The 21,592-nt window shown below is 64.6% G+C and carries 17 protein-coding genes; 5 read left to right on the forward strand and 12 right to left on the reverse strand.

The window, feature by feature from the left end; genetic code table 11:
• Positions 1-35 precede the first annotated feature (35 nt).
• Both BHD08_RS05145 and BHD08_RS05150 read left to right on the forward strand, forming a co-directional pair.
• On the forward strand, positions 36-854 hold the full coding sequence (locus BHD08_RS05145; protein ID WP_177412650.1) for a metal ABC transporter permease: 819 nt from the start codon (positions 36-38) through the stop codon (positions 852-854).
• Positions 855-863: 9 nt separating this feature from the next.
• Positions 864-1,736 (forward strand): metal ABC transporter substrate-binding protein, encoded by an 873-nt coding sequence (locus tag BHD08_RS05150; RefSeq protein WP_125021056.1) that lies wholly within the window; start codon positions 864-866, stop codon positions 1,734-1,736.
• A gap of 187 nt (positions 1,737-1,923) precedes the next feature.
• On the opposite strand, the gene guaD is transcribed toward BHD08_RS05150, so the two are convergent.
• The 8 genes from guaD to BHD08_RS05190 all read right to left on the reverse strand — a co-directional run bounded on the left by guaD (position 1,924) and on the right by BHD08_RS05190 (position 12,922).
• Positions 1,924-3,231, reverse strand: coding sequence for a guanine deaminase (guaD, locus tag BHD08_RS05155; protein WP_125021057.1), 1,308 nt, complete (start codon positions 3,229-3,231; stop codon positions 1,924-1,926).
• A gap of 85 nt (positions 3,232-3,316) precedes the next feature.
• Positions 3,317-4,165, reverse strand: a complete 849-nt coding sequence (gene xdhC, locus BHD08_RS05160) for a xanthine dehydrogenase accessory protein XdhC (protein WP_125021058.1) — start codon at positions 4,163-4,165, stop codon at positions 3,317-3,319.
• Positions 4,166-4,266: 101 nt separating this feature from the next.
• A complete protein-coding gene (gene xdhB, locus BHD08_RS05165) occupies positions 4,267-6,663 on the reverse strand; it encodes a xanthine dehydrogenase molybdopterin binding subunit (RefSeq protein ID WP_125021059.1) in 2,397 nt (798 codons plus the stop codon).
• A complete protein-coding gene (gene xdhA / locus BHD08_RS05170; protein ID WP_125021060.1) occupies positions 6,656-8,104 on the reverse strand; it encodes a xanthine dehydrogenase small subunit in 1,449 nt (482 codons plus the stop codon). The genes xdhB and xdhA overlap by 8 nt, the downstream gene beginning before the upstream one ends.
• 161 nt (positions 8,105-8,265) lie before the next feature.
• Entirely contained in the window at positions 8,266-9,240 is a 975-nt protein-coding gene (locus BHD08_RS05175) for a 2-oxoglutarate and iron-dependent oxygenase domain-containing protein (RefSeq protein ID WP_125021061.1), read from the reverse strand.
• A 137-nt stretch (positions 9,241-9,377) separates the two neighbouring features.
• Positions 9,378-10,469, reverse strand: a complete 1,092-nt coding sequence (locus BHD08_RS05180; protein ID WP_125021062.1) for a BMP family ABC transporter substrate-binding protein — start codon at positions 10,467-10,469, stop codon at positions 9,378-9,380.
• Between the two features lie 202 nt (positions 10,470-10,671).
• The gene (locus BHD08_RS05185; RefSeq protein WP_125021063.1) at positions 10,672-12,027 is read right to left on the reverse strand and encodes an 8-oxoguanine deaminase; all 1,356 of its coding nucleotides are present in this window, start codon (positions 12,025-12,027) and stop codon (positions 10,672-10,674) included.
• 214 nt (positions 12,028-12,241) lie between these two features.
• The gene (locus BHD08_RS05190; protein ID WP_125021064.1) at positions 12,242-12,922 is read right to left on the reverse strand and encodes an SDR family oxidoreductase; all 681 of its coding nucleotides are present in this window, start codon (positions 12,920-12,922) and stop codon (positions 12,242-12,244) included.
• A 206-nt stretch (positions 12,923-13,128) separates the two neighbouring features.
• Here BHD08_RS05190 and BHD08_RS05195 point away from each other — a divergent pair, with 206 nt between their 5' ends.
• A complete protein-coding gene (locus BHD08_RS05195) occupies positions 13,129-15,843 on the forward strand; it encodes a cation-transporting P-type ATPase (protein WP_125021065.1) in 2,715 nt (904 codons plus the stop codon).
• Between the two features lie 21 nt (positions 15,844-15,864).
• Here the strand turns inward: BHD08_RS05195 and mltF are convergent, their stop codons facing one another.
• Entirely contained in the window at positions 15,865-17,325 is a 1,461-nt protein-coding gene (gene mltF / locus BHD08_RS05200; protein WP_015276100.1) for a membrane-bound lytic murein transglycosylase MltF, read from the reverse strand.
• 170 nt (positions 17,326-17,495) lie between these two features.
• Here mltF and BHD08_RS05205 point away from each other — a divergent pair, with 170 nt between their 5' ends.
• Together BHD08_RS05205 and BHD08_RS05210 are read left to right on the forward strand one after the other, a co-directional pair.
• Positions 17,496-17,771: a GIY-YIG nuclease family protein gene (locus tag BHD08_RS05205; RefSeq protein ID WP_015276101.1), complete on the forward strand. Its 276-nt coding sequence runs from the start codon at positions 17,496-17,498 to the stop codon at positions 17,769-17,771.
• A gap of 88 nt (positions 17,772-17,859) precedes the next feature.
• The gene (locus BHD08_RS05210) at positions 17,860-18,798 is read left to right on the forward strand and encodes a glutathione S-transferase family protein (protein ID WP_125021066.1); all 939 of its coding nucleotides are present in this window, start codon (positions 17,860-17,862) and stop codon (positions 18,796-18,798) included.
• Positions 18,799-18,801: 3 nt separating this feature from the next.
• Here BHD08_RS05210 and BHD08_RS05215 read toward each other — a convergent pair whose 3' ends face one another.
• Genes BHD08_RS05215 through yejK form a run of 3 tightly spaced genes read right to left on the reverse strand, consistent with a single transcriptional unit; the run spans position 18,802 to position 21,474 of the window.
• Entirely contained in the window at positions 18,802-19,644 is an 843-nt protein-coding gene (locus tag BHD08_RS05215; protein ID WP_125021067.1) for a DUF4344 domain-containing metallopeptidase, read from the reverse strand.
• Positions 19,641-20,459 carry a hypothetical protein gene (locus BHD08_RS05220; RefSeq protein ID WP_125021068.1) on the reverse strand — a complete coding sequence of 273 codons (819 nt, stop codon included), beginning with the start codon at positions 20,457-20,459 and terminating at the stop codon, positions 19,641-19,643. The genes BHD08_RS05215 and BHD08_RS05220 overlap by 4 nt, the downstream gene beginning before the upstream one ends.
• 7 nt (positions 20,460-20,466) lie before the next feature.
• A complete protein-coding gene (yejK, locus tag BHD08_RS05225) occupies positions 20,467-21,474 on the reverse strand; it encodes a nucleoid-associated protein YejK (RefSeq protein ID WP_015276105.1) in 1,008 nt (335 codons plus the stop codon).
• Between the last annotated feature and the right edge of the window lie 118 nt (positions 21,475-21,592).

Consider the following 21,592-nt stretch of genomic DNA (forward strand, 5'->3'; position numbering starts at 1 on the left):
ATCTGCTCTGGGCGCCGTTCGGAGAGTTCGCCTTCATGCGCCGGGCACTGTTTGGTGGCGTTGCGCTGGCCTGCAGCGCGGGGCCGCTGGGCGTGTTTCTGATCCTGCGGCGGATGAGCCTGATCGGCGATGCCATCGCCCACGGCATCCTGCCCGGTGCAGCATTGGCGTTCTGGCTATTCGGCTTGAGCCTGCCGGCATTGACCGCGGGCGGCTTGGTCGCCGGTCTCGGTATGGCCGGCGCCGCCGCCTGGGTCACACGGCGCACCGGGCTGCGCGAGGATGCCAGCCTGGCCGCGCTCTATCCGATTTCGCTGGCCAGCGGCGTACTGCTCCTTGGCCTGGCCGGGCGCAAGCTGGATCTGCTGCATCTTCTGTTCGGCTCGGCGTTGGCAGTCGATACCCCGACCCTGTACGGCATGCTTGGCACCGCCCTGTTCAGCCTGGTGGTGCTTGCGCTGAGCTATCGCGCCCTGGCGCTGGACAGCCTCGATCCGCTGTTTCTGCGCAGCATCAGCCGCTTCGGCCCATTGGCGCACGCGGCGTTTCTGACGCTGGTGGTGCTCAATCTGGTGATCGGCTTCCAGGCCATCGGCGCGTTGATGGTGGTGGGGCTGATGATGCTGCCCGCGGCGGCCGCGCGTTTCTGGAGTCGGCGGCTGTTGATCCTGTTACCGCTTGCCGCGCTGCTCGGCGCGCTCTGCGTGTGGCTCGGGCTCGTTCTTTCCTTCTACGCCAGCTTGCCCAGCGGGCCGTGCATCGTCTTGCTGGCTGGGGCCTGCTATCTGTTCTCGCTGGTGGCAGGCCCGGTAAATGGCCTGCTGCGCTCGACCCCTCTTCCCATCACCGTTTGAGGTATTCACATGCGTTACCTGCTTTTTGTGCTGGCCCTGTGGCTCCCGCTCTCACTGCAAGCCGCTGAAAAACTGCAGGTGGTGACGAGCTTCAGCATCCTCGCCGACCTGACCCGCGAAGTGGGCGGCGACCATATCGAACTCACCAACCTGGTCGGCGCCGATGCCGATGCGCATGTCTACGAGCCCAGCCCGGACGATGCCAAGGCGCTGCTGCGTGCCGACCTGATCGTCGCCAATGGGCTGGGCTTTGAACCCTGGCTGGAGCGCGTGCTGGCCAGCAGCCAACCCGAGGGAAAACGCATCAATGCCAGCGCGGGCATCGTTCCGCTGATGTTGGATGAAGATGGCGAGCGGGTGCCCGATCCGCATGCCTGGCAGAGCCTGACCAATGCCGAAATCTATGTGCGCAATATCGCCAAGGCACTTGGCGAACTGGACCCCGTCAACCGGGATGTCTACAACGAGCGCCGCGACGCTTACCTGACCCGCCTGCACGCATTGCTGAAGAAGGCCGACGCGCAGATCGCCGGTTTGCCGGCCAGCCAGCGCAAGGTGGTGACCAGTCATGATGCATTCGGCTATCTGGGGCAGGCCTGGCAGCTCGAATTCATCGCGCCGCAAGGATTGTCCACCCACGACGAGCCTTCGGCGGCCGAAGTCGCGGCTCTGATCCGGCAGATTCGCAGCGAAGGGGTGCGGGCGGTGTTCGTCGAGAACATTCGTGATCCGCGACTGATCCGGCAGATCGCCGACGAGGCCGGCGCAACGGTCGGCGGTACGCTGTATTCGGATGCGCTGGCCAGCGAAGGGCCGGCCAGCAGCTATCTTGGGATGTTCGAGCACAACCTCGACACCTTGATGGCCGCATTGAAGCCGTAGGGTGGATCACGCTTCATCGATCCACGCGTTCAGTGAGCTCCGTGCGATCCGACGGTGGATGTAAAAAGCGACATCCACCCTACGGGCGGTTGTGGCTCGAACCGTAGGGTGGATCACGCTTGCCCGATCCGCGCGTTCAACAGGCATGCATCAACTACTGTTGATGATTACGTTCGCGAGCTGATGTTCAGCAACCCTTGCGATGCACTGAGGCCCCGGCGGCGTAGGTTTCCTTCACCGCGCGATCGTCGCCGAGGATCATCAGGGCGAAGAGCTTTTCCTGCAGGGCCGTCGCCTGGCTCAGGCGATAGTCGATCAGCGGCGTCGCCTTGTAGTCGAGTACGACGAAGTCGGCATCCTTGCCCGGCTGCAGATTGCCGATTTTGTCGTCCAGATAGAGCGCCCGCGCGCCGCCGAGGGTGGCGAGATAGAGCGCCTTGAACGCATCGAGCTTCTGGCCCTGCAGCTGCAGCACCTTGTACGCCTCGTTGAGGCTGGCGAGCTGCGAGAAGCTGGTGCCGCCGCCGACATCCGTGCCCAGGCCGACACGCACGCCAAAGCCTTCCACTTTGGCCAGATCGAACAGTCCGCTGCCGAGGAACAGGTTGGAGGTGGGGCAGAACGATACCGCCGAGCCGGTCTCGCCGAGGCGTTTGCACTCGTCGTCGCACAGGTGCACGCCGTGGGCGAATACCGAGCGCGGGCCGATCAGGCCGTGGTGGTCGTAAACGTCCAGGTAACCCTTGCGTTCGGGGAACAGCTCCTTGACCCACTCGACCTCCTGCTTGTTCTCGGAGATGTGGGTGTGCATGTACAGGTCGGGGAATTCGGCGAACAGCTTGCCCGCCAGGGTCAGCTGCTCCGGGGTGCTGGTCGGGGCGAAACGCGGGGTGACGGCGTAATGCAGGCGGCCCTTGCCGTGCCAGCGCTCGATCAGCTCGCGGCTGTCGGCGTAGCCGGACTCGGCGGTGTCGGTGAGGAACTCCGGGGCGTTGCGGTCCATCAGCACCTTGCCGGCGATCATGCGCAGATTGCGCTTCTCGCAGGCCTCGAAGAAGGCGTCCACCGACTGCTTGTGCACCGTGCCGAACACCAGCGCGGTGGTGGTGCCATTGCGCAGCAGCTCGCCGAGAAACAGCTCGGCCTGCTCGCGGGCATGCGCCATATCGCTGAAGCGGCCTTCGTTGGGGAAGGTGTAGGTTTCCAACCAGTCGAGCAGCTGCGCGCCGTAGGAGCCGATCACGCCGACCTGCGGGTAGTGGATATGGGTGTCGATGAACCCAGGGGTGATCAGCGCGTCCGGGTATTCGACCACTTCGGTGCCGACCGCCAGCGTCGGCAGCAGCTCGGCGGCATGGCCGATGCGCGCGACCTTGCCGTCCTCGACGACCAGCAGGCCGTCCTCGAAGTACTCATGGGATTGCTCGATGCCCACGTCGCGCGGGTCGGCGAGGCAGTGGAGCAGGGCGGCACGGTAGGCTTTGGTGCTGGGCATGGTGACTCTCGAAAATCGTTGTGTGAGGTGATGCGTTGACATGGGCAGGCCGCGGGGAAGGCGTGCCTGCCACAAGGTCGGGTGGTCAGTTTGTCCGGGCGCGGCGCGACGCGGGGACCAGCATCGGCAGCGGTTTTTCACCGTCGGCTGCTTTGTCACCGAAGCTCGCGTTGTAGGTGGCGATCACTTCGCCGGCGATGGACACGGCGATCTCCACCGGCAGCTTGCCCTTCACCTCGGCGATGCCCATCGGGCAGCGCATGCGTTGCACCGTTTCGGCCTGGAAGCCGCGGTCGCGCAGGCGATGCTCGAACCTGGCGCGCTTGCTCTTCGAGCCGATCAGCCCGTAGTAGGTGAAATCGTTGCGCGAGAGGATCGCGGCGGTCAGCTCCAGATCCAGCTGATGATTGTGGGTCATGACGATGAAGTAGCTGCCGGCGGGCATGTTATCCACTTCCTCGACCACATCGTCGTTGACCACCTTTTCCACTCCGCGCGGAATCTCGGCAGGAAATTCGTTATCGCGCGAATCGATCCAGCGCACCTTGCACGGCAGGCTCGCCAGCAGCGGCACCAGCGCGCGCCCGACATGCCCGGCACCGAACACGGCGATATGCGCCTGCGGCTGGCCCATGGGCTCGAACAGCAGCACCGTGGCGCCACCGCAGCACTGTCCGAGGCTGGCGCCGAGGGAGAAACGCTCGAGGCGGGTGTCGCGGCTGCGCTTTTCCAGCATCTCGCGGGCGATCTCTTGCGCCTTGTATTCCAGATGGCCGCCGCCGATGGTGTCGTACAGGCGTTCGCGGCTGACCACCATCTTCGAGCCGGCATTGCGCGGCGTGGAGCCGCGCTCCTCGATGATGGTCACCAGCACGCAGGGTTCGCCCTGTTGTTGCAGGTCGGCGAGGGCGTCGATCCAGACCGTGTTGCTCATGGTTCTGTCCTTCGTATCGCCCGGTGGCGCGTGCAAAGCGCCGCCACCGGGACATTCGTGTTGCGCTAACGGTGGACAAGCACAGCGTTGTCCACCCTACGTCAGGCCGGAGTCGTTTGCGTTGCCGCAGACTTGCTCGCCGCCTGCTTCAACTTGCGCATCTGCTCCACGCCCCAGAGCACGCGCTCGGGCGTCGCCGGTGCGTCGATCTGCGGCTGCGCCCGGTAATCGGCCAAGCTGGCCACCGCGTCCTTGATCGCACACCAGACCGAGATGCCGAGCATGAACGGCGGCTCGCCGACGGCCTTGGAGTGGAACACGGTGTCCTCGGGGTTCTTGCGGTTCTCCACTAGCTTGACCCGCAGATCCAGCGGCATGTCCGCCACCGCCGGGATCTTGTAGCTGGCCGGGCCGTTGGTCATCAGCTTGCCCTTGTCGTTCCACACCAGCTCTTCCATGGTCAGCCAGCCCAGACCCTGGACGAAGCCACCCTCGACCTGGCCGATGTCGATGGCGGGGTTCAGCGAGGCGCCGACGTCATGCAGGATGTCGCTGCGCAGCATCTTGTATTCACCGGTCAGGGTATCGACGATCACTTCCGAACAGGCCGCGCCATAGGCGAAGTAGTAGAACGGCCGCCCGCGCGCCTGGCTGCGGTCGTAGTAGATCTTCGGCGTGCGGTAGAAGCCGGTGGACGACAGCGAGACCTGGCCGAAGTAGGCCTGCTGGATCAGCTCATCGAAGCTGATGTACTGGTCGCGCAGGCGCACCTGGCCGTTCTTGAACTCGATGTCTTCCTCGAAGATCTGCCACTTGCGCGCGGCGAACTCCACCAGCCGTTGCTTGATGGTCTGCGCCGCGTTTTGCGCCGCCTTGCCGTTGAGGTCGGCACCGCTGGAGGCTGCCGTCGGCGAGGTGTTGGGCACCTTGTCGGTGTTGGTGGCGGTGATCTGGATGCGCTCGATATCCACCTGGAACACCTCGGCCACCACCTGCGCGACCTTGGTATTGAGGCCCTGGCCCATCTCGGTGCCACCGTGGTTCAGGTGGATGCTGCCGTCGGTGTAGACATGCACCAGCGCGCCGGCCTGGTTGAGGAAGCTCGCGGTGAAGCTGATACCGAACTTCACCGGCGTCAGCGCCAGGCCTTTCTTCAGGATCGGGCTCGCGGCATTGAACGCGCGGATTTCCTCGCGGCGGCGTGCGTACTCGCTACTAGCCTCAAGCTCGGCGGTCATCTCCTCGAGCATGTTGTGCTCGACGGTCTGGTAGTAGTGGGTGACGTTGCGTTCGGTCTTGCCGTAGTAGTTGCGCTTGCGCACGTCGAGCGGGTCCTTGCCCAGCTCGCGGGCCACGGCGTCCATGATCTCCTCGATGGCGACCATGCCCTGCGGGCCACCGAAGCCGCGGTAGGCGGTGTTCGAGGCCAGGTTGGTCTTGCAGCGATGGCCGTTGATGGTGGCGTCGCCCAGGTAGTAGGCGTTGTCGGAGTGGAACATGGCGCGGTCGACGATGGAGCCGGAGAGGTCCGGCGAGTAGCCGCAGTTGCCGGCGAGATCGATCTCGATACCGTGCAGCAGGCCGTCATCGTCGAAGCCTACGTCGTATTCGACGTAGAACGGGTGGCGCTTGCCGGTCATGGTCATGTCTTCCATGCGCGGCAGGCGCATCTTGGTCGGCCGACCGGTGAGGTGCGCGATCACCGCGCACAGGCACGCAGGTCCTGCGGCCTGGGTTTCCTTGCCGCCGAAACCGCCGCCCATGCGACGCATGTCGATGACGATCTTGTTCATCGGCACGCCGAGCACTTCGGCGACCAGCTTCTGCACCTCGGTGGGGTTCTGCGTCGAGGTGTAGACGATCATGCCGCCGTCTTCGGTGGGCATGACCAAGGACACCTGGGTTTCCAGATAGAAGTGCTCCTGCCCGCCGATGTGCAGCGAGCCCTGCAGCCGACGCGGCGCGCTGGCCAGGGCCGTCGCCGAATCGCCGCGCTGGTGGGTGTGGCTGTCGAGCACGAAGTGTTTCTTGTGCAGCGCATCGACCACATCGAGCACCGGCTCCAGATCCTCGTATTCGATGATCGCGGCCATGGCCGCCTTGCGTGCGGTTTCCAGACTGTCGGCGGCGACGGCGATAACCGGCTGGCCGATGTACTCGACCTTGCCGTCGGCCAGCAGTGGATCACCCGGCAATACGGCGCCGATATCCAACTGGCCCGGTACGTCCTTCGACGTGATGGCGATGGCCATGCCTGGAATCTGGTAGCAGGGCGCGGTGTCGATGCGGACGATGCGGGCATGGGCGCGCTCGCTCATGCGCGCATAGATATGCAGCTGGTTGGGGAATTCCAGGCGGTCGTCGACGTATACCGCCTCGCCGGAGACGTGCTTGGGCGCGCTGTCGTGCTTGACGCTGCGACCGACCCCGGTGACCAGGTCCTGGGTGAACAGCGCCGCGATTTCTTCCTGAGTGCGGGTGGTTACGTGGTTAGACATAAGCGGTCACCCTCGTCTCGGTCTTCGGAGCATGTTGTTCGAGGAAGCATTTGCGCAGCAGGTTCTGTGCGACCAGCAAGCGATACTCGCGGCTGGCGCGGAAGTCGGTCAGCGGCGTGAAGTCCTCGGCCAGCGCATCGCAGGCCGCCTCCACGGTCTGCTGGTTCCACGGCGCGCCGTTGAGGGTCGCCTCGCAGGCCGCGGCACGTTTGGGGATCGCCGCCATGCCGCCAAAGGCAACGCGGGCATCGGCAACCACGCCATCGGTGATCTGCAGGTCGAAGGCGGCGCAGACAGCGGAGATGTCGTCGTCCAGGCGCTTGGAAACCTTGTAGGCGCGGAACAGGCGATCCGGCGTGGCGCGCGGCACGATGATCTTCTCGATGAACTCGCCAGGCTGACGTGCGGTGACCTTGTAGTCGATGAAGTAATCCTCGAGCGGCAGGGTGCGGCTGCTGGCGCCCTTGCGCAGGACAACTTCGGCACCCAGGGCGATCAGCAGCGGCGGCGAGTCGCCGATCGGTGAGGCGTTGCCGATGTTGCCGCCCAGCGTGCCCTGGTTGCGGATCTGCAGCGAGGCGAAGCGCTGCAGCAGTTCGCCGAAATCCGGGTACTCGGCGGCCAGCGCGGCGTAGCAGTCGGTCAGCGGTGCGGCTGCACCGATCTCGATGCTGGTGTCCGTTACCTCGACCTTTTTCATCTCGGCGATATGGCCGACGTAGATCATTACCGGCAGTTCGCGGTGGAACTGGGTGACTTCCAGGGCCAGGTCAGTGCCGCCGGCCAGCAGGCGGGCGTCCGGGTTGGCGCTGTAGATGTCGGCCAGATCGTCCACCGTCAGCGGGGAGAGGCAGCGCTTGTCGCCGCTGTTCAGCTCGGCGGTCTCACGCGGCTCGATGGCTTTCAGCTGGGCAATGGTTTCCGCTTCGCGGGCGTCGAACTGGTCCGGCTGCTTACCGCAGCAGGCCTGTTCGGCGGCTTCAAGAATGGGGCGGTAGCCGGTGCAGCGGCAGAGGTTTCCGGCCAGCGCTTCGTGAGTCTGGTGCGGATCGTATTCATTGACCGCGCCGGCGTTCTTCTGCAGGGCAAACAGGCTCATGACGAAGCCGGGGGTGCAGAAGCCGCACTGTGAGCCATGACAGTCGACCATGGCCTGCTGGACGCTGTGCAGCCCGCCCTGGTCCTTGAGGTCTTCGACGCTGATCAGCTGCTTGCCGTGCAGCGCGGAGACGAAGGTCAGGCAGGAGTTGAGGGTGCGATAGCGCAGGCGGTCATCCACCAGCTCGCCGACCACCACGGTGCAGGCACCACAATCACCGGAGGCGCAGCCTTCCTTGGTTCCGGTCTTGCCACGGTGCTCGCGCAGGTACTGCAGCACCGTGGTGTTGGGATCGAGGGCGCGCTCGCTGCGCAATTCTCGATTGAGGAGAAACTGGATCAAGGCGATGCCTCCGCTGTTGTTGTTCTGACACGCAAACTATCGCTATCTGACTTTTCGGTCAACTAATTCCTGACTCAAAAGTCAATGCGGCAGGTGCGCGCAGTTCGGGCGAGATGTATCGATGCGCTCGCCCAGGTTTTCATACTGCAATTAAAGCCCGCTCAGACGGGTTCGGCCTCACCCTGCCGTCGGTAGGCGTAGGTCTCGGCAAAGCGCGAGAGCATGTAGCGGCTGCACGTGGTGCTCGGGTATTTCGGTGGGTTTTCGTCGCTGTAGCAGCCAGGCAGGCAGCTGATTTCGGTGTCCGGGTGCGGCTCGGCGAAGAACGGCATCGAGTAACGATCCACGCCCAGCGGGCTGATCACGCGATGCGGCGTCGACTTGTAACGGTCGTTGCTCCAGCGCGCCATCATGTCGCCGATGTTGACCACATAGGTGCCTTCGATGGGTGGCGCATCGATCCATTCGCCCTTGACGTTCTGCACCTGCAGGCCGCCGGCCTGATCTTGATAGAGCAGGGTGACGCAGCCGTAGTCGGTGTGCGCGCCGGCACCCTGTTGTTCGGCGCTGGTGGCCGTCTGCCGGGGCGGGTAGTGGATCATGCGGAATACGCTGATCGGCTCGACGAAGCGCTTGTCGAAGAAGTCGCGCTCGATGCCCAGGGCGAGCGCGATGGCACGCAGCAGGGTGCAGGCGAGATCCTGCGTGTCGCGGTAGTGGCCCTCCATCAGCTCGGTCCAGCCTTCGATCTGCAGCGGATGACGGTTGGGCCCACGCAGCGGTTTGCCGGCCAGTACCTCGGGATGATCGGCAGGCATATGGAAACCCATGTCGAAGGTTTCCTTGAGGTCGCACGGCTGGCTCGGGTCGAGCTGCTCGGTGGCGACGGCACCATAGCCGCGGTGGTGCTGGCTCCTGGTGATGTCGATCTCGAGCTTCTGCTCGGCCGGCAGCGCGAAGAAACGGCGGGCATGCTCGCTCAGCGTGGCGATGCGCTCGGCGCTGATCGGATGACCCTTGATATAGAAGAAGCCCCACTCGCGGCAGGCGCGGTCGATCGCCTCGGCAATGGCCAGATGGCCGGCTTCGTCGGCATCGTAGAGCGGGGAAATATCGATGATGGGTAGTGCATTCATGGCTGACTCCGGTACGGCGCCGCCGGTCTTCTCGTACCGGCGGCTTTCGAGGACAAGGCCCCCTGCGTGCGGTGCGCCAGGTGGCGGGACGGCACGCAGATTCCGCAGTGCGCCGGCCGGACCGGCGCGGGTAACGCTTACTTCGGCATTTCAGCCTTGACGCCTTCGACGTAGTAATTCATCGAAGCGAGGTCCTTGATGCTGGCGGTCTCGCCCTCGGCGATGCGCACTTCGCCAGCCTGGTCCTTGATCGGGCCGGTGAATGGGTGGAATTCACCGCTCTTGATGCTGGCGATGATCGCTTCGGCTTCGGTCTTCACAGCGGCCGGCACCAGATCGCTGATCGGCAGGCTGATGCTGTCCTGGGCCAGCCCGCCCCAGAAATCTTCGGATTTCCAGGTGCCGGCCATCACGGCTTCGGCGGACTTGGTGTAGTGCGGGCCCCAGTCGTTGACGATGGAGGTCAGCACGGCCTTGGGCCCGAAGTGCTGCATGTCCGAGGCGTAACCGACGGAGTAGACGCCACGGCGCTCGGCGGCCTGGATCGGTGCCGGGCTGTCGGTGTGCTGGAAGATCACGTCGACGCCCTGGTCGATCAGCGCATTGGCGGCATCGGCTTCCTTGCCCGGATCGAACCAGGTGTTGACCCACACCACCTTGATCTCGGTGCCGGGGTTGTACTTGTCCAGCGCCAGCTGGATCGAGTTGATGTCGCGGACCACTTCCGGAATCGGGAAGGAGGCGATGTAGCCGACCTTCTTGCTCTTGGTCATCTTCGCCGCGAGGAAACCGCCGACGTAGCGGCCTTCATAGGAACGGGTCAGATAGGTGCCGACGTTCTTTGCCTGCTTGTAACCGGTGGCGTGCTCGAAGGTGACCTTGGGGAACTGCTTGGCGACCTTCAGTGTGGGGTTCATGTAGCCGAAGGAGGTGGTGAAGATCAGGTCGTAGTCGCTCTTGGCCATGTTGCGGATGACCCGCTCGGCATCGGCGCCTTCCGGCACGTTCTCGACGACGCTGGTCTTCACCTTGTCGCCGAGCTTATCTTCCATGTACTTGCGGCCCTGCTCGTGCTGGTAGGTCCAGCCGTGGTCGCCGATCGGGCCGATATAGACGAAGCCGACTTTCAACGGATCGGCAGCCGACGCCGCTGCGGTCGTCAGTGCGGCGCTGAAGCCGATCGCTGCGGCGAGTGTGCGCAGCAGGGTTTTCCGTGAGTTGTTCTGCATGGCGGGTGACGCTCCTGTTTGTCTAGCTACAGAGCCTGTGTTGGCTGATAGCTGGTTAGCAAAAAGCTGACCAACTGGACAGATACCTTGGTTGTACCGGATTGCGGCCGCTTCGACTCGACTGGGGGGCCAGTCGAGGCTTGCGCTGGTGCGCCAGTAATCCACGGCGCCCAGCTTTGGTGCAAGCCTGGATCATTACCAGTCAGCCGTTTACCAGCTGCCGGGCTGCCTGCTGGTGATCGGCGATCAGTCCCTGCACGTCGAGGCCTTCGACCTGGCCGTCGATGACGCGCCACTTGCCGCCGACCATCACCCGGTCGGCACGGTCGGCGGCGCATAGCAGCAGCGCGGCGACAGGGTCGTGGCTGCCGGAGAAGCGCAGTTCGTCGAGCTTGAACAGGGCGAGGTCGGCCTGCTTGCCGACCGCCAGTTCGCCGATGTCGCTGCGCCCGAGCAAGTGCGCCGAACCGCGGGTGGCCCAGCCAAGGACCTTCTGAGGGGGGATCTTCTCGGCGCCGTAGCGCAGGCGCTGGATGAACAGCGCCTGACGCGCCTCGAGCATCATGTTGGAGGCGTCGTTGGAGGCCGAACCGTCGACGCCCAGGCCGATGATGGCGCCCTTCTCCTCGAGTTCCAGGGTATGACAGATGCCCGAGGCCAGGCGCATGTTGGAACTCGGGCAATGGCAGATGCCGACACCGGCCGCGCCCAGGCGGTGAATCTCCACCTGGTTGAAATGGATGCCATGGGCCAGCCAGGTCCGCGGGCCGAGCCAGCCGACACTCTGCAGGTAGTCCACGGTGCGCATGCCGAAGCGCTGCGCGCAGAACTCCTGCTCGTCCAGGGTTTCGGCCAGGTGGGTATGCAGGCGCACGTCGCGTGCTTCGGCCAGCTCGGCGCAGGTACGCATGATGTCGGTGGTGACCGAGAACGGCGAGCAGGGCGCCAGGGCGATCTGGATCTGCGCGCCGTCGCCGCGCTGGTGGTAGCGATCGATCAGCCGCTCGCTGTCGGCAAGAATCGTCTCGGCGTCCTGCACCACGCTCTTGCAGGGCAGACCGCCGTTCTCCTTGGACAGGTTCATCGACCCGCGGGTGAGCATGGCGCGCATGCCCAGTTCGCGGACGGCCTCGACCTGAATGTCGATGGCATCCTCGAGCCCGCCGGGAAAGAGGTAGTGGTGATCCGCTGCCGTGGTGCAGCCGGACAGCAGCAATTCGGCCAGCGCCACCTTGCTCGCCAGCTGCAATGCCGCTGGAGTGAGTCGCGCCCAGACCGGGTAGAGGGTCAGCAGCCAGTTGAACAGTGGCTCGTTGACCACCGGCCCCCAGGCGCGGGTGAGGGTCTGGTAGAAGTGGTGATGGGTGTTGACCAGCCCCGGCAGCACCACGTGCTCGCGGGCGTCGAAGGTTTCGTCCACCGGCAGCGCGGGCGAGGCCCCGGCGGCGAGCATTTCGACAATGACGCCGTTCTCGACCACCAGTCCGCCGGGGGCCTGATGGTCGTTTGCGGTGAACAGAGCGAGGGGATTCTTGATCCAGATACGGTCAGCGGGCATGGCCGGCTTTCTCCTGAAGGGTTGAGTTCAGAGTAGCCAGCTCAGTTATGCCCTGTCTGCTGATCCAGGGGGGCGGAGGGGCTGCCTCTGCCGCGGGCCAAAAGATAAGAAATGTCACAGGGGCTGCCAAGGCCTGGCTAGTGGCAACAGTCTTGAATCCGGCACCGAATTCAGCCTGCCGCAGACAAGTCAGGCCCATGAAAGCGCGCGGCGATCACCAGGGCAGCGGATTGCCCTGGTAATCCAGATACCGATGCCCGCCCTGACCAATGGCCCGAGTAACCTGCTCGACCATCCCCCGCGTGCTGGTCTCGACATCCAGCGGTGCCTGGTCGCCACCCATGTCAGTCTTGACCCAACCCGGATGCATCGACAGCACGGTCAGCTTCGTTTCACCCAACCCAGCAACAAAGGTGCGCGTCATGTGATTCAGCGCGGCCTTGCTCGCGCCATAGAGGTCCATGCCCATGCCCGGGCCGGTCTCGACGCTGCCGAGAATCGAGCTCATGAAGACGATCATGCCCTGGTCAGTCTCCACCAGTGGCAGCAGTTGCTCGGCCAGGCGCAGCGGTGCGACCGCGTTGGTGTAGAACAGCTGGCCGACTTCCGCTTGCGTGGCTTGTGTGGCCGGTTTGTTCTGCGGGCCTGCGACGCCTGCGTTGACGAACAGCACATCCAGCCTGGTACCTGCCAGGCGTCCGGCGAGCTGATCGACGCTGGCCGCATCGTCCATATCCAGCGTTTCGACGCGCAGCTGCGGTATCTGGCGCAGCGTGTCGGCGTGCTGCGGATCACGTACCGTGGCGATCACCTGCCAGCCTGCGCTGGAAAACTGCTTCGCCAGGCCAAGGCCCAGGCCGCGGGAAGCGCCGACGATGAGTACGGTTTTTTGCATGGTGCGTCCTCGGTAGTCATGACTGGCCGGCAAGAATAGCGCGACAGTGGCGTCTGCGGGATGCTCGCGCGGCCTGCGGCATTCGACCGCTGCCTGAGTGTTGCAAGCCGTTTCCCGGCGATGGCATCGAAGGCTCTATTTCGGCTCTTATGAACTAACTTTGCCGGTGCGCTCGACCGCGTCGAATCAATGAGCAGGGGGATCCAATGCCCGAACAGCAAACCCGATCGACCCGTTGGCATGCATGCCAGACCGACGAGGCGTTGCGAGCGCTGGAGTCTTCGAGTGCCGGCCTCACTCATGAGCAGGCCCAGCAGCGGCTGCTCCAGTACGGCGCCAATCGGCTCGACGAAGCCAAGCCGGCGAGCATCTGGCAGCGTCTGCTGCGCCATGTGAACAACGTGCTGCTTTACGTGCTGATCGCCGCTGCGCTGGTCACCGCGCTGATGGGCCACTGGGTCGACACCTTCGTGATCCTGGCGGTGGTAGTGCTCAATGTGGTCATCGGCTTCGTCCAGGAAGGCAAGGCAGAAAAGGCGTTGCAGGCCATCCGCCATCTGCTGGCGCCCCACGCGGTGGTGCTGCGCGATGGTCGTCAGCAGGATATCGATGCGGCCGATCTGGTGCCTGGCGATGTCGTGCTGCTGGCTTCGGGCGACAGCCTGCCGGCCGATGTGCGTTTGCTGCAGGCGCGCAATCTGCGGGTCGACGAGGCGGCGCTGACCGGTGAGTCGGTCCCCGTCGACAAGCAGGTCGATGCCGTGGCCGCTGATGCTTCGATTGGTGATCGCCTCTGCATGGGCTATGCCGGCACGCTGGTGACCCAGGGCCAGGCACGCGCCGTAGTGGTCGCCACCGGCGCATCCACCGAGATCGGCCGGATCGGTCGCATGCTGGAATCGGTAGAGCAGGGCACCACGCCGCTGCTGCGCAAGATGGAAGAGTTCGGTCGCATTCTGACCATGGTCATTCTGGCGACCGGCGCGCTGCTATTTCTCTTCGGCACCCTGGTGCGCGGCATGGGCGCCGGTGAAATGTTCATGGCGGCGGTGGGACTGTCGGTGGCGGCGATTCCGGAGGGCTTGCCAGCGATCATGACCATCACCCTGGCCATCGGCGTACAGCGCATGGCCACCCGCAATGCGGTGATCCGACGCCTGCCGGCGGTGGAAACCCTCGGTTCGGTGACGGTGATCTGCTCGGACAAGACCGGCACGCTGACCCGCAATGAGATGACCGTGCAGCAGGTGATTTGCGCCGGCCAGTCAGTGGAAGTCGAAGGTGCCGGTTACGCGCCGCAGGGTGCATTGCTGTTCGAAGGCTCAATAGTCGAGCCGGCCTTGCTGCAGGCGCGCTCGCCGGCCGCTCGCGCTCTGGTCGAAGCTGCCGCACTGTGCAACGACGCCAGCCTGCACGAGAAGGACCAGGCCTGGGTGCTGGCCGGCGACCCCACCGAAGGCGCGTTGCTGACCCTGGCGATGAAGGCCGGGTTGTCGCCGACGTTGCTGCAGGTCGATCGGCCGCGGCTGGATGTGATCCCCTTCGAGTCCGAGCATCGCTTCATGGCAACGTTGCATGACTGCGAAGGCGCGCGCGAGGTGCTGCTCAAGGGCGCGCCGGAGCGAGTGCTGGCGATGTGTTCGTATCAGCTCGAAGCCGATGGCGAGGAGCGTCTACTGGGCGAAGCGCATTGGCACGAGCAGATCGAGGCGCAGGCGCGTGCCGGGCGGCGCGTGCTGGCGCTGGCCCGGCGTAGGCTGGCCGCCGACAAGGAGGATCTCGACCATGCCGATGTCGCCAGTGGCCTTACGCTGCTCGGCCTGGTCGGCATCATCGACCCGCCGCGTGACGAGGCGATAACCGCAGTCGCGCAGTGCCGCGCGGCCGGCATTCGCGTGGTGATGATCACCGGCGACCACGGCGTCACTGCCAGTGCCATTGCCAGACAGCTGGGCATGGGCGATGACATCAAGGCGATCACCGGGCCGGAGCTGGAGCTGATGGATGAAGCGGCCATGCGCCAGGCCGTCGCCGAGGCCCGCGTGTTCGCCCGCGCCAGCCCGGAACACAAGCTGCGTCTGGTGCGCGCGCTGCAGGCCAACGGCGAGGTGGTCGCCATGACCGGCGACGGCGTCAACGATGCGCCGGCGCTGAAGCAGGCGGACGTCGGCGTGGCCATGGGCATGAAAGGCACCGAGGCAGCCAAACAGGCTGGCGCGATCGTGCTGGCGGACGACAATTTCGCCTCCATCGCCCATGCGGTGGAAGAAGGGCGGACGGTCTACGACAACCTGCGCAAGACCGTGACCTTCCTGCTGCCGATCAACGGGGGTGAATCGCTGTCGCTGTTGCTTGCCGTGCTGCTCGGCATCGCCTTGCCGATCACTCCGGTACAGGTGCTCTGGGTCAACATGGTCAGCTCGGTGGCACTGGCGCTGGTGCTGGCCTTCGAGCCGACCGAGGCGGATGTGATGCAGCGTCCGCCCCGGCGGCCGGATGAGCCGATGCTCTCGCGCTTCGTCATCTGGCGGATCTTCTTCGTCTCGGCGCTGTTTCTTGCCGGCATCTTCGGCATGTATCAGTGGATGCTGTCCCAGGGCGCGACAGTCGAAGCAGCGCGCACCGTAGCGGTGAATACACTGGTCTGCATGGAGGTGTTCTATCTGTTCAGCGTGCGCTATCTGAAGGCACCGTCCTTCACCGTGCAAGGCGTGAAGGGCACGCCACGGGTGCTGGTGGCGGTGTTCGGCGTGTTCGCGCTGCAGCTGCTGTTCACCTACGCGCCATTCATGCAGTCGCTGTTCGCCTCCGAGGCGCTGTCACTGACTACCGGCGTACTGGTGGTGCTCGCCGGGGTGGCGGTGCTGCTGATTCTGGAAATCGAGAAGGCGCTGCTGCGTCGCGTCGGGGCTGGGCCGTGAGGCGGTCGGGCCGCCTGCCAGTCAGAGCGGCGGCAGTTCTTCCATCAGGTCGGTGGCATAGATGCCAGGGATGTGCAGGTCGCTCTTGGCGAGCTGCTGGCCTTCCATCTGCGGCTGGGTCACCCAGGTAAGGATGTCGTAATAGCGGCGGATGTTGGCCACGAAGTGCACGGGCTCGCCGCCGCGGGCGTAACCATAACGGGTTTTGCTGTACCACTGCTTCTGCGACAGGCGCGGCAGCATCTGTTTCACGTCCAGCCACTTGTTGGGGTCGAGCCCTTCGGCTTCGGCCAGCTTGCGCGCATCTTCCAGATGACCACCACCGACGTTGTAGGCGGCGAGGGCGAACCAGGTGCGATCCGGCTCCTCGATGCTCTCCGGCAGGCCCGTATGAATCTTGACCAGGTACTTGCCGCCGCCCTGGATGCTCTGCACCGGGTCGAGGCGGTTGGTCACGCCCATGGCGTTAGCGGTGCGCAGGGTCAGCATCATCAGGCCGCGCACGCCGGTCTTGGAGGTGGCCTCCGGTTGCCAGTGGGATTCCTGATAGCCGATCGCGGCGAGCAGACGCCAGTCGATGCCATGTTGCTTGGCCGTTTCGCGGAAGGCCTTTTCGTAGCGCGGCAGTCGTTGCTGCAGGTGCTTGGCGAAGGCGTAGGCGCCGACGTAACCGAGCACGTCGACATGGCCGTAGTAGCGCTCGCGCAGGCGCTGCAGTGTGCCGTTCTGCTGCGCCTGTTCGAGGAAGGCGTCGGCCGCCTTGAGCAGACTGTCGTCCTCGCCCTTGGCGACGATCCAGGCCAGGCTGTTCTGCTCGCCCACATCGAAACCGGCGCGGATGTTGGTGAAGTACACCTGGTTCATGGACATCTCGTTCGATTCGACCAGGGTCAGGTCGATCTGCCCCTCATCGACCATGCGCAACAGGTCGACCACTTCCACCGCATCGGATTCCTCGTAGCGCAGCTCCGGGTACTCGGCCTGCAGCGAGGCGAGTTTTTCCGCCTGGCTGCTGCCCTTGAGCACCAGGATGCGCTTGCCGATCAGGTCCTGCGGATTGGTCGGCCGGCGCTGGCCACTGCGGTAGACCACCTGAGTGGTGACGTCGAGATAGGAACGGGTAAAACGGGCGAGCTCCATCCGCCCTTCGCTGGCGACCAGACCCGCAGCAGCGAGAGCCGGACCGCCGGGGCGGTTCAGGCGGCTGAAGATTTCTTCGATGTTGTCGGCAGTTTCAATCTGCAGTTCGACGCCGAGATTGCTGGCGAAACGCTTGACCAGCTCGTACTCGAAGCCGGCCTCGCCGTTGCGATCCTGGAAATAGGTAGAAGGGCTGTTGCGGGTGATCACGCGCAGTACGCCTTCCTCCTGTATACGCTCCAGCTCGCTGGGCTTCTCGGCGCAGCTGCTGAGCATCAGGAAGAGTCCGGTCGCCAACAGCCAGATGGCGCAGCGCTTGCGGAACACGGTTTGGGCAAACATCGGCGCAGTATACGCAAAGGCGAACCGCCACCATATCTGGACAGCAAACCGGCTCTCTGCTAAGCGAGCAGCGTTGGCGATGTACGGCAGAGCTGTTGGCGACTGGCTGTGGCGCGGGAGTTGGGCATAATGCCGACCCGATCTGCCGCTGTATCGAGGCTTTCCTTTCCATGACCGAGGTGATGCCCAAACCCTGGTTCGTCTATCTGGTCCGCGCTGCCAACGGTGCGCTGTACTGCGGCATCAGCGACGACGCGCAACGGCGCTTTGCCGAGCATCAGCGAGGGCGCGGCGCGCGCTTCTTCCATTCCAGTCCGGCACAGGCTCTGGTCTACGTCGAGGCTTGCGCCAGCAAGGGCGATGCGCTGCGGCGGGAGATCGCCATCAAGCGATTGGACAAGCGTGCCAAGGAGCGCCTGGTGGCCCTCGCCGCTCCGCTCGCGTGAATGATGCGTTAATCAGCCGGTAGGCTCGCTTGGGCAGAGCGTCTAAGCTGACGGTCCCGTTCTCACCTAACACCCGGCGGAGCCTGCCATGCACGAGCTGATCCTGCACCACTATCCCACCTCGCCCTTTGCCGAAAAGGCGCGTCTGATGCTGGGTTTCAAGCAGTTGTCCTGGCGCTCGGTGATGATCCCTCCGGTCATGCCCAAGCCCGATCTCACCGCGCTGACTGGGGGCTATCGACGCACCCCGGTACTGCAGGTCGGTGCCGATATCTTTTGCGATACTGCGTTGATTGCCCGTCGCCTCGAAGCCGAGAAGGCCGCTCCGGCGCTGTTTCCCGAGGGGCAGGAATTTGCCGCCGCGACGCTGGCCAAGTGGGCCGACTCGGTGTTGTTCCTGAATGCGGTGAGCCTGGTGTTCCAGCCTGAGTCCATGGCGGTGCGCTTTGCCCAGGTGCCCAAGGAGTTCGTTCAGACCTTCAGCAAGGACCGCGCGCAGCTGTTCGCCAATGGCTCGGTCAGTCGCGTTCCGCTGGAGCAGGCGAAGAATGATTGGCCGACCTTTATGGGGCGCCTGCAGCAGCAGCTGGCGCGCGAGGAGGGCGAGTTCCTGCTGGGTGCGGCGCCATCGATCGCCGACTTCTCCGTCGCGCATTACCTCTGGTTCCTGCGTGCCACGCCGGTCACCGCGCCGCTGGTGGATGCCTATCCGGAGGTCAGCGCCTGGCTCGCCAAGGTCCTCGGCGTCGGGCATGGCTCGAGCAGTGAGCTGTCCGCTGAAGACGCCCTGCGCATGGCACTGGAGGCTGAGCCGGCCGCGCTGCCGGATGAGGCTTTTGCCGAGCCAAACGGTTTCCATGAAGGCCAGCAGGTCGCGATCGCCGCAGTGGATTACGGCGCCGATCCGGTCGAGGGCGAGCTGGTATTTGCCGGTCTCGAGGAGCTGATCCTGCGCCGTAGCGATGATCGTGTTGGGGTCGTGCATGTGCACTTCCCGCGCGTGGGCTACCGGATCGAGGCGCGCTGAAAGCTAGTGCGGCGGGGCTGACTCGCGGCGTAGCCGCGGCAGTTCCGCAGCGAGGTCGCGGAAGTAGGCGATGCGCTCGTAGCACAGGGTGAGCTCGCCGCTGATGCGGTTGAACCAGGCATCCGGAGCACCGCAGGTGCTCATGCGCAAGGTCAGGTCGCGGGGTAGCTCGAAGGCCTCGCTCGCTTTGGCCGCGACCGCCTCCAGTTCGCCGCTGGCGCGAATCTTTTCCAGCAATTCGGTACCGCCCGGCAGATGCCCGGGTGGCGTGTCGTAGATCACCCGAATGCGGTGCCGTGCCGGTCGCTCGTTGCTGCGGCCGAAATGCTCACGAAACCACTGCACCGCGTGGGCCGCCTGTGCGTATTCCTCGGGGCAGTACAGCGCGCGCTCCACCGGCAACCCGCTGACCTCCAGTACCCAGTCGAGCCGATCCGGATCGCTGCCATAGGCCAGGCAGGCGATGTTGTAGAAGCGCTGGGCATCCAGTGCGTGACTGTCCCAGACTGGAATTTCGGTGCCGCTGCGTTCGGCGCTCTGCCATTCCAGACGCCAGTAATCGGCGACGTCCATCAGCTTGGCGTAGAAGTCGTCGCGGTGCTGTTCCTGCTGCAACAGGAACAGGCCCATGAAACCCAGCTGGTCGGCAGCGTCTTCCTCACGGCCAAGCACCGGCAGCTGCAGTTCGCTGATCAGCAGGTGCCCCATCTCGTGCATCAGGGTGAATTCCGAATTGGCGACCGTGAAGCGGACCTCGTCCACCGACAGCTCCGCTGCCGGGTCGCCTTGCTGCGCGTGCGCCAGCAACGGCAGAAGTAGCAGCGGCAGCAGCGCGAGGCACTTCATGGCGTGCTGTCCAGATCGGCATGGGTGAATGGCGCCGGGTGTGTCGGCCAGGCGAGCGCCCGGCGCTCGAATTCGCGGGCGAGCAGGCTGGCCACGAGCAGGTCGCGCAGCCAGCGGTGATCGGCCGGTATGACGTACCAAGGTGTTTCGAGGCTGTGGCTGTTGCTCAGCACCTCGGCCCATTGCGCCTGTTGCTGGGCGAAGTGGCGGTGGTCTCGAAGATCGCCGAGGGTCAGCTTCCAGCGTTTTTCCGGCTGCTCCAGACGGCGATGCAAGCGCTGCTTCTGCTCGCTGGCCGAAAGTTGCAGGTAACACTTGAGCGGCTGGATGCCTGTGGCCGGCAGCTCGTGCTCGAAAGCCTGGATTGCGGACTGACGCTGCGGGATGTCGGCGGGCGTGCACAGGCCATCACGCAGATCGCTGACCAGCGCTTCGTAGTAGCTGCGATTGAATACGCCGAGCATGCCGGGCGCCGGCAGTCGCTCCCGGTAGCGCCTGAGGAAGTCCTGGCGACGTTCTTCTGCGCTCGGCGCCTGGAAGCTGTGTGGCGACAGCCCGATTGGGTCGAGGCCACCGAGCACGCGGCGGATCACGCCGTTCTTGCCGGAGCAGTCCGGCCCTTGCAGTACCAGCAGCAACGCATCCCTGCGGTTGGCCCAGAGCATGGTCTGCTGCACCCGCAGCCAGTCCTTCAGGCTCGCCAGCTGTGCCCGAGCCTGTGCTTTGTCGAGGCTGTAACAGCGGGCCGGATCACGCCCCAGCGGTGCCGCCGGGTCGCACAGGCAGTCATCGAGAATGGCGTCCGCCAGGCGCATGGCGTGGTCAGTCCTTGCGCCGCTTGAGCTGGTCCTTCAGTTGGGTCGGCAGCTGGCGGATGATCAGCATGTCGCGCGCCTCGTCGTACTCGACCTTCGAGCCCAGCAGATGCGACTCGAAGCTGATCGACAGTCCTTCGGCGCGCCCGGTGAAGCGTTGAAACTGGTTGAGCGTGCGCTTGTCGGCCGGAATTTCTGGCGACAGGCCGTAGTCCTTGTTGCGGATGTGCTCGTAGAACGCGCGTGGGTTTTCCTCGTCGATCACCCCGGACAGCTCCTCCAGCGACATCGGCTCGCCGATCTTCGCCTGGCTGCTGGCGTAGCCGACCAGCGCGCTGGTCTTCTCCCGCGCTTTTTCTTCGGGCAGGTCCTCGCTTTCGACGTAGTCGCTGAAGGCCTTGAGCAGCGTGCGCGTCTCGCCCGGGCCATCGACGCCTTCCTGGCAGCCGATGAAGTCGCGGAAGTACTCGGACACCTTCTTGCCGTTCTTGCCCTTGATGAAGGAGATGTACTGCTTGGACTGCTTGTTGTTCTGCCACTCGGAGATGTTGATCCGCGTCGCCAGGTGCAGCTGGCCGAGGTCGAGGTGCCGGGCTTCGGTCACGTCCAGCGAGTCGGTAACGGTGACGCCGTTGCTGTGGTGCAGCAGGGCGATGGCCAGGTAATCGGTCATGCCCTGCTGGTAGTGGGCGAACAGCACGTGGCCGCCGGTGGACAGGTTGGATTCCTCCATCAGCTTCTGCAGGTGCTCGACTGCCTGGCGGCTGAATGCGGTGAAGTCCTGATTGCCTTCCATGTACTGCGCGAGCCAGCCGCTGAACGGATAGGCGCCGGACTCCTCGTGAAAGAAGCCCCAGGCTTTGCCCTGCTTGGCGTTGTAGCTCTCGTTGAGATCGGCCAGCAGGTTCTCGATAGCCTGGGAGTTGCCCAGCTCCGAGTCACGGGCGTGGAGCACGGCGGGGGTGCCGTCCGGCTTTTTCTCGATCAGATGGACGATGCAGTGGCGGATGGGCATGGTGATCTCACGGCTGGAATGCAACAGGTTGGGCAGTTTACCCGAGAGCGGGTGGTGCGTGCCTGCAGCCGAAGCTGCGGTCTGGCGGAGTCGATCTGTGTCAAGGACGCCTGGCGGC

The sequence above is a fragment of the Pseudomonas sp. SCT genome, from assembly GCF_003864275.1.
GTDB classification, from domain to species: domain Bacteria; phylum Pseudomonadota; class Gammaproteobacteria; order Pseudomonadales; family Pseudomonadaceae; genus Stutzerimonas; species Stutzerimonas stutzeri_AE.

What these genes read in the sequence shown, in the direction of transcription:
- BHD08_RS05145 (WP_177412650.1), top strand. Translation starts at nt 36, where the DNA reads ATGCGCCGGGCACTGTTTGGTGGCGTTGCGCTGGCCTGCAGCGCGGGG.
- BHD08_RS05150 (WP_125021056.1), top strand. Translation starts at nt 864, where the DNA reads ATGCGTTACCTGCTTTTTGTGCTGGCCCTGTGGCTCCCGCTCTCACTG.
- guaD (WP_125021057.1), bottom strand. Translation starts at nt 3,231, where the DNA reads ATGCCCAGCACCAAAGCCTACCGTGCCGCCCTGCTCCACTGCCTCGCC.
- xdhC (WP_125021058.1), bottom strand. Translation starts at nt 4,165, where the DNA reads ATGAGCAACACGGTCTGGATCGACGCCCTCGCCGACCTGCAACAACAG.
- xdhB (WP_125021059.1), bottom strand. Translation starts at nt 6,663, where the DNA reads ATGTCTAACCACGTAACCACCCGCACTCAGGAAGAAATCGCGGCGCTG.
- BHD08_RS05175 (WP_125021061.1), bottom strand. Translation starts at nt 9,240, where the DNA reads ATGAATGCACTACCCATCATCGATATTTCCCCGCTCTACGATGCCGAC.
- BHD08_RS05180 (WP_125021062.1), bottom strand. Translation starts at nt 10,469, where the DNA reads ATGCAGAACAACTCACGGAAAACCCTGCTGCGCACACTCGCCGCAGCG.
- BHD08_RS05185 (WP_125021063.1), bottom strand. Translation starts at nt 12,027, where the DNA reads ATGCCCGCTGACCGTATCTGGATCAAGAATCCCCTCGCTCTGTTCACC.
- BHD08_RS05190 (WP_125021064.1), bottom strand. Translation starts at nt 12,922, where the DNA reads ATGCAAAAAACCGTACTCATCGTCGGCGCTTCCCGCGGCCTGGGCCTT.
- BHD08_RS05195 (WP_125021065.1), top strand. Translation starts at nt 13,129, where the DNA reads ATGCCCGAACAGCAAACCCGATCGACCCGTTGGCATGCATGCCAGACC.
- mltF (WP_015276100.1), bottom strand. Translation starts at nt 17,325, where the DNA reads ATGTTTGCCCAAACCGTGTTCCGCAAGCGCTGCGCCATCTGGCTGTTG.
- BHD08_RS05205 (WP_015276101.1), top strand. Translation starts at nt 17,496, where the DNA reads ATGACCGAGGTGATGCCCAAACCCTGGTTCGTCTATCTGGTCCGCGCT.
- BHD08_RS05210 (WP_125021066.1), top strand. Translation starts at nt 17,860, where the DNA reads ATGCACGAGCTGATCCTGCACCACTATCCCACCTCGCCCTTTGCCGAA.
- BHD08_RS05215 (WP_125021067.1), bottom strand. Translation starts at nt 19,644, where the DNA reads ATGAAGTGCCTCGCGCTGCTGCCGCTGCTACTTCTGCCGTTGCTGGCG.
- BHD08_RS05220 (WP_125021068.1), bottom strand. Translation starts at nt 20,459, where the DNA reads ATGCGCCTGGCGGACGCCATTCTCGATGACTGCCTGTGCGACCCGGCG.
- yejK (WP_015276105.1), bottom strand. Translation starts at nt 21,474, where the DNA reads ATGCCCATCCGCCACTGCATCGTCCATCTGATCGAGAAAAAGCCGGAC.